The sequence below is a fragment of the Kineococcus indalonis genome, from assembly GCF_009906395.1.
GTDB lineage: Bacteria > Actinomycetota > Actinomycetes > Actinomycetales > Kineococcaceae > Kineococcus > Kineococcus indalonis.
On record NZ_JAAALM010000188.1, the window covers coordinates 1 to 6778 of the forward strand.

The window sequence follows — 6778 nt, forward strand, 5'->3', positions numbered from 1 at the left end:
GCGGGGGGCTGCGGACATACTGAGCCACCCGACCGGGAGCGGCCCCCGCCGCGACCGTGCGGTCCGAGGGTCTTCGACCGGTCGCAGCGGTCCGAGCCGCTGCGAGCGCGCGACGCCCACCTCGACACGCGGAGGCACGGATGGACTTCGTCCAGGAGAACCTGATCGACCCGGTGTCGAACGTCCTGTGGACGTACGTGCTGGTGTACGTGCTCCTCGGGGTGGGGATCTACTTCGGGATCCGCACCCGGTTCGTGCAGGTCCGGCTGTTCGGGCGCATGCTGCGCCAGGTCGGCAGTTCGCGCAGCGGCGCGGAGGGCGGCATCTCGTCCTTCCAGGCGTTCGCCATCGGCCTGGCCTCCCGGGTCGGCACGGGCAACATCGCCGGTGTGGCGATCGCCCTCACCCTCGGCGGCCCCGGTGCCGTCTTCTGGATGTGGGTGGTGGCCCTCGTCGGCATGGCCACCGCCCTGGTCGAGTCCACCCTCGCGCAGGTGTTCAAGGTGCCCGCGGAGGACGGCACCTTCCGCGGCGGTCCCGCCTTCTACATCGAGCGGGGCCTGAAGTCGCGCGGCGGCGGCGTGCTCTTCGCGGTGCTGCTGATCTTCACGTTCGGCTTCTCGTTCAACATGGTGCAGGCCAACACCATCAGCTCCGTGCTCTCCGAGGGGCACGGCGTCCCCACCGGGTGGAGCGCGCTGCTGCTGATGGCGCTCACCGCGCCCGTGGTCTTCGGCGGCGTCCGCCGCATCGCCCGCGTCGCCGAGGTCATGGTGCCCTTCATGGCCCTGGCCTACGTGCTGCTCGCCGTGGTGATCGTCCTGATGAACGTCACCGCGCTGGGGGACGTGCTCGGCCAGATCGTCTCCGCCGCCTTCGGCGTCGGCGAGGCCGCGGCCGGCATCACCGGCGGGATCGCCGCCGCGCTGCTCAACGGCGCCAAGCGGGGGCTGTTCTCCAACGAGGCCGGGATGGGCAGCGCCCCGAACGCCGCCGCGACGGCCACCACGAGCCACCCCGTCAAGCAGGGCCTGGTGCAGTCCCTCGGCGTCTTCGTCGACACCATCGTCATCTGCTCCGCGACGGCGTTCATCATCCTGTCGGCCGGCCCGGAGGTGTACGTGCCGGGCGCCGAGGTGGAGGGCGCGTCCCTCACGCAGACCGCCGTCGCGCACGAGCTCGGCAGCGGCCTGACCCCGGTGATGACCCTGCTCGTCTTCGTCTTCGCCTTCTCCTCGGTGCTGGGCAACTACGCCTACGCCGAGGTCAACATGTCGTTCCTGCGCGCCCGGTCGTGGAGCCTGTTCGTCTTCCGCACGCTGGTGGTCGCGCTCGTCGGCGCCGGGGCGGTGCTGGAGCTGACGGCCGTGTGGGCGCTCGCCGACGTCGCCATGGGCCTGATGGCGCTGGTGAACCTCGTGGCCATCGTGCTGCTGGCCCGCTGGGCGCTGGGAGCGCTGCGCGACTACGAGCGCCAGGTGCGCGCGGGCCGGGACCCGGTGTTCCGCGCCGTCGGCAACCCGGACCTGCCCGGCGACCTGCCCGAGAGCGTGTGGACCGGCGAGCACGCCCGGCACGGGGTGCCCGCCGACCGCTGAGGCGGGACCGCGCGCCGGGACGTGCGCGGCGGGACCTGCGCGGCGGCAACCTTCAGCAGCGCAGGTCCCGGCGCCGGTGGACGGCGGCGCCGGCGAGCGCGAGGAGCACGGCGAGGGCGGTCATCACGAGCGCGGCCGTCCAGTCCACCCCCCGCAGCGGCACCGGCGCGAGGTGGCTGACCGGCGACAGCCCCCGCACCCCGGCCGGCGCGTCGACGCTGTCGGCGAGGACCTGCAGCAGGAAACCGCCGGCGCCGGGCAGGCACCCCAGGGCGGTGACCGCCGGCAGCCCCGCCCCGGCGGCCAGCACGGCCACCCCCAGGCACAGCAGCGTCACCGGCAGCGTGTTGAACGTGCCGCGCAGGGCGTCCGTCAGCGCCAGCCCGCCGCCGGCGGCCGCGACGCCCACCCACGTGGCCAGCGCGGCGACCGCGGTGAGCACCAGCGCGCCGGCGGTGGTGGCGGCGACCTCCGCGCCCAGCAGGCGCAGCCGGGTGAGCGGTGCGGCGGCGAGCAGCACCAGGCGCCGGTCGGACTCGGCCGCGGCGAAGGCCGCCAGCCGCGCGGCGGCGAAGGCGCCGACGGGGACGGCCAGCAGGGTGAACACGGCGGCGGTGAAACCCTCCACGCGGTCCAGCCCGGTGAACCCGGTCCGCCCGGCCATGTCGGCGACACCGGCGTTGCCCGCCAGGAAACCGGTCACGGACACCGCGGTCAGGCCGAGCAGCAGGTAGTACGCGCCGACCCCGGTGGACCACCCCGCCACCGGGCGCAGGCAGCGGCGCAGCGCGAACGCCTCCACCGACCCCAGCAGCCCGCGCTGCGCCGGCCGGTGCGAGCGGTGCGCGAGCAGCCCCTCGCCGACGTCGCGGTGCCCCGCGGCCACCAGCGCCGCGGCCGCCAGCACGGCCGTGACGGCCACCAGCAGCAGCAGCGGCCCGGCGCGGTCACCGGCGTAGGGCCGGCTGAGCTGCACCCACCCGAACGGGGAGGTCCAGCGCAGCCAGGACAGCTCCCCGACGCCGTCGCCGACCATCCTGACCAGCAGCCCGGCCCCCAGGACCGCCACCGCGGCGCCCGAGGCGGCCGCGCGCGTGGTGAACAGCTGGGAGGTCCCCGCGGCGACGGCGGTGGCGAACAGCCCCAGCAGGCCGGTGCCCGCCCCGTGCACGGCGGCGCCGGCCGGGTCGGTGCCGGCCAGCACCAGCGCCGCGGCGGTCGCCGCCCCGGCCAGCACCGACAGCAGGGCCAGGACGCCCAGGTGCCGGGCGGTCGTCCCGCGCAGGCTCACCGGCCCGGCCAGCAGCGCGGTCCAGCGGCCGGGCTCCTCCTGCCCGCGGGTGGTGCGGGTGGTGGTCAGCGCCGCCCAGACGCCCACCAGCACCGCGGTCACCGTCCCGGAGCGCCACACGGCGAAACCACCGGGGTCGGCCAGGGCGAGCGGCTCGCCGAACAGCGTGCGGATCGCGGGGTCCGCGGCGATCGCCCGCAGCCCGGCCACGTCGGCCGGGTCGGCGAACACCCGCCCGTGGGTGGTGGCGATGAGCGCCGGCACCCCGGCCGCGAGCAGCACGACCAGCAGCGCGCCGCGACGCACCTGCCGCCAGGCCAGGCCGGTCACGGCCGCACCTGCTCCCCGGAACCGCCCTCGCCGTAGTAGTCGAGGAAGATCTCCTCCAGGCTCGGCTCGCGCACGGCCAGCGCGGTGACGTCCGCCGCGGCGAGGCTCGCCAGGGCGGCGCCCGGCGGCCCGGTCAGCGTGAAGCGCACCCGTCCCGGGGCGGTGGTCTCCACGGCCTCCACCCCCGCCAGCCCGGACAACCGGGGCGCGGCCCCGGTGTAGGAGGCGCTCACCTCGGTGCGGTGCAGGCTGCGCAGGTCCGCCACGGAGGCGACCTCCACCAGCCGGCCGGCGCGCAGGATGCCGACCCGGTCGCAGACGGCCTCGACCTCGGCGAGCTGGTGGGAGCTGAGGAACACCGCCTGCCCCCGCTGCCGGGCCTGTGCGACGGCGCGGCGGAACTCCCGCTCCATGAGGGGGTCCAGGCCGCTGGTGGGTTCGTCCAGCACGAGCAGCGGCGCCCTGGTGGCGAAGGCGGCGATCAGCGCGACCTTCTGCCGGTTGCCGGTGGAGTAGGTGCGCGCGGGTTTGCCGGGGTCCAGGGCGAAGCGCTCGACGAGCTCGTCGCGGTAGGCGGTGTCGGTGCCGGGGCCGGTGGCGGCCAGCAGGTGCAGCACCTCCGCGCCGGTCAGATGCGGCCACAGCGCCACGTCGGCCGGGACGTGCGCCAGCAGGCGGTGCGCGCGCTCCACGTCGGCGGCGTCGACGCCGAAGACGCGCGCGGACCCGGCGCTGGGCCGGGCCAGGCCCAGCAGCAGGCGGATGGTGGTGGACTTCCCGGCGCCGTTGGGCCCGAGGAAGCCGAACACCTCCCCGGCCGGCACCCGCAGGTGCAGGTCGTCCACGGCGGTCGTGGAGCCGTACCGCTTGGTGAGCCCGACGGCGTGCACCGCGGGTCCGCCCCTCGTCGCGCCGGTCGTCGCGCCCGGCGTCGTCCTCGTGGTCGCGTCCATGGTCGGGAACCTCTCCGGTCGCAGCGGATCGTCACCGCCGACCAGGCTTCCCGGCACCCCGCACAGGAATGTACGCCGGGTGCCGGGCGGGGGGAAGGGCGCGCGAGCGGTCAGCCCGGCGGCAGCGGCTCCTCCGGCCACCGCAGCAGCTGCGCGCCGAGCACGGCGATCCTCAGGGGCAGCTGCTGGTCCGGGTCGCCGGGCGAGCACCCGGTCAGCTCGCGCACCCGCCCCAGGCGGTAGGTGACCGCGCGCACGCTGAGGCCCAGGGCGTGCGCCGCCCGGGTGGCCACCGCGCCGGCGGCGAAGTACGCCTCCAGGGTCCGCACCAGGGGAGCGGCGCCCCCGCGGGCGGCGGTCAGCGGCGAGAGCACCGAACCCACCAGTTCCACCATCGCCTCGCGGTCGCGCAGCAGGACGCGGTAGACCAGCAGGTCGTCGGCGAGCACCGCGCCCTCGGGCAGGTGCAGCCGCTCGGCGACGTCGAGCGCCTCCCGGGCGTCGGTGAAGGAACGGGCCACGCCGTGCGCGCCGGCGTGGGCGCGCCCGACGCCGGTGCGCACCGGCTCGGTGCCCAGCACGTGCCGGGCGCACGCGGCGGTGGTGCGGGCCAGCTCCCGCAGGCCGGGCGGGCCCAGCCCGGCGGGGGGCAGGGTGACGACGCACGCCAGGAGGTCCTGGCGGCTGCCCGTCAGCACGGGCAGCCCGCAGCGGGCGCGCACCTCCTCCTGCACCCGCACCACCGAGCGGCTGACGCGGGCCGTGCGCTCCCGCGTCTGCACGGCGACGACCACGTGGTGCGCGGCCAGGCGCAGACCCAGCTGCTCGGCGCGCTGCAGCAGGGTCGCCACGTCGCCCTGGCCGCGCAGGACGTCGTCGACGAGGGCGCGCCGCACGGCCTCCTCCTCCTGGACCGCGCGCTGGCGGGCGTCCGCCAGCCCCTCGGCCAGGGCCGTCAGCGCGTCCTCCGCGGCCTGCAGCAGCGCGGTGCCCAGCTCCTGCGCGCCGGGGGGTTCCGCGGGTGCCCCGGGGACCGTGCCGGCCAGCGCGGGCAGCCGCGGCCACAGCAGCCGCGCGGCGCTCAGGTGCAGCCGCACCACCGCCGACGGGGCGACCCCGCGGCGCGCCGCCTCGACGCCCAGTTCCCGGCACCTGCCGCGCTCGCCCTCGTCCAGGCGGGTGCCGGTCGCAGCCGCGCGCAGCAGCACCGGCAGGTACCCGCTCAGCAGCTCGGCGCCGGCGCCCCCCGTCCCGGAACCGGCACCGGCCGCCAGCGCCACCTCGTGCAGCACCCGCGCCGGTGCCCCGGCCGGGCCGCCGCTCGCGCCGCCGCTCGCACCACCGGTCGCTGCACCGGTGGCGCCCTCGTCCCCTGCGCTGCCTCGTCGCGTGCGCACGGCGCCCACTGTGGCAGCAGCGCGCGCGAAGGGGGAGCGGAACCTTGCCGGGCACCGGCAGGTCCGGGCGCCCCGACCGTCCGGGGCCGTGCCTGGAAGCGCCGGCACCGGCGGCCTACCGTGAGCGGCGAGCACCCGCGGGCGGCGCCCGCGGGGGCCGTGACGACGGTGACGACGGTGAGGACGGTGAGGATCGTGTCGACCGCGACGGGCCCCGTGCCCACCGGCCACGCCTGCACGGAGTGCACCCTGTGCTTCCGCACCTCCGCGCAGCTGCGCGAGCACGTCACCTGCGACCACCGCCCGGCGCGCGACGGCGCCCGGCTCATCCACGACCTGCTCAGCGCACCGCCCGCGGCCCCCGCGCCCGCCGGTGCGACGGGGCGGGCCCGCGCGTACCGGCCGCTGTCGACGCGCTTCTCCCGGCCCGCGGTGCTGCGGTTCGGCGCGGCGCTGGCGGTGCTGCTGTGGGTGCTCTCCACGATGGGGGCGCCGGTGTCCACGCTCGCCGTCGTGGGCCTGACCGTCGCGCTGGTCAGCGCGCTCATCGCCGTGCTGGAGTGGCTGCGCGTGGAGGCCGCCCCGCCCGGGCCGCACGGCCCGCCCGACTAGGTCGCGCCGGCCGGTCGCAGCAGCGGCGCGTAGTCCTGCAGCGTCAGCGGTGCGGCGGTGCGCTCGCCGCCGGGCAGCGGCACCTCCAGCACCTCCTCGTCGCGCACCAGGCGCACGGCCCGCACCCCCGGCGCGCTGGTGGCGGTGAGCACCACCTGCCCGACCGCCAGCGGCTGCCGGTCGGCGGCGAGGTTGTCGCCCAGGCCGCTGACCGCGATGCGCGCGGTGCCGTCGAGCAGGCTCTCCACCTCCAGGCCCACCTCCGGGCCCAGGGCGCTGGCCAGGCCGTCGGCGCGCTCACCCGTGCCGGGGCCGGTGGACAGCCGCCGCAGCAGCGCGGCCAGCAGCGCCTCCGGCCCCGCGGGGCCGGAGGCGTCCGCGCCCAGCGGCACCGGCACCAGCACCTGCTCGGTGTCGACGAAGTACACCTGCGGTCCCAGCGCGCTGCCGGTCGCGCCCGGATCGGCCTCGGGCGCGTGCGCCGGCGCCTCCAGCAGCCCGCGGGGCACCTCGGAGGCCTCGATGTGCCGCACCTCGCCGCCGGCGGGCGTGCCGCACCCGCCCGCAGCCAGGGCCACCGCCACGAGCAGCCCCGCC

At 77.5% G+C, this 6778-nt stretch carries 6 protein-coding genes; 2 read left to right on the plus strand and 4 right to left on the minus strand.

From position 1 onward, the window contains the following. The first annotated feature begins 140 nt into the window (after positions 1 to 140). The gene (locus GTR00_RS10870) at positions 141 to 1598 is read left to right on the plus strand and encodes an alanine/glycine:cation symporter family protein (RefSeq protein WP_166611640.1); all 1458 of its coding nucleotides are present in this window, start codon (positions 141 to 143) and stop codon (positions 1596 to 1598) included. A gap of 52 nt (positions 1599 to 1650) precedes the next feature. On the opposite strand, the gene GTR00_RS10875 is transcribed toward GTR00_RS10870, so the two are convergent. From GTR00_RS10875 to GTR00_RS25760, 3 genes are all read right to left on the minus strand, one after another. Beyond that, positions 1651 to 3219: a hypothetical protein gene (locus GTR00_RS10875; protein ID WP_205705534.1), complete on the minus strand. Its 1569-nt coding sequence runs from the start codon at positions 3217 to 3219 to the stop codon at positions 1651 to 1653. Further along, a complete protein-coding gene (locus tag GTR00_RS10880; protein ID WP_166611641.1) occupies positions 3216 to 4172 on the minus strand; it encodes an ABC transporter ATP-binding protein in 957 nt (318 codons plus the stop codon). Before GTR00_RS10880 ends, GTR00_RS10875 begins: the two co-directional genes overlap by 4 nt. 110 nt (positions 4173 to 4282) lie before the next feature. Beyond that, positions 4283 to 5569, minus strand: a complete 1287-nt coding sequence (locus tag GTR00_RS25760) for a PucR family transcriptional regulator (RefSeq protein WP_166611642.1) — start codon at positions 5567 to 5569, stop codon at positions 4283 to 4285. Positions 5570 to 5764: 195 nt separating this feature from the next. Here GTR00_RS25760 and GTR00_RS10890 point away from each other — a divergent pair, with 195 nt between their 5' ends. Next, the gene (locus GTR00_RS10890) at positions 5765 to 6181 is read left to right on the plus strand and encodes a hypothetical protein (protein ID WP_166611643.1); all 417 of its coding nucleotides are present in this window, start codon (positions 5765 to 5767) and stop codon (positions 6179 to 6181) included. Here the strand turns inward: GTR00_RS10890 and GTR00_RS10895 are convergent. Next, on the minus strand, positions 6178 to 6778 hold a 601-nt coding region (locus GTR00_RS10895; protein WP_205705535.1), incomplete at its 5' end, for a GerMN domain-containing protein. The genes GTR00_RS10890 and GTR00_RS10895 overlap by 4 nt on opposite strands.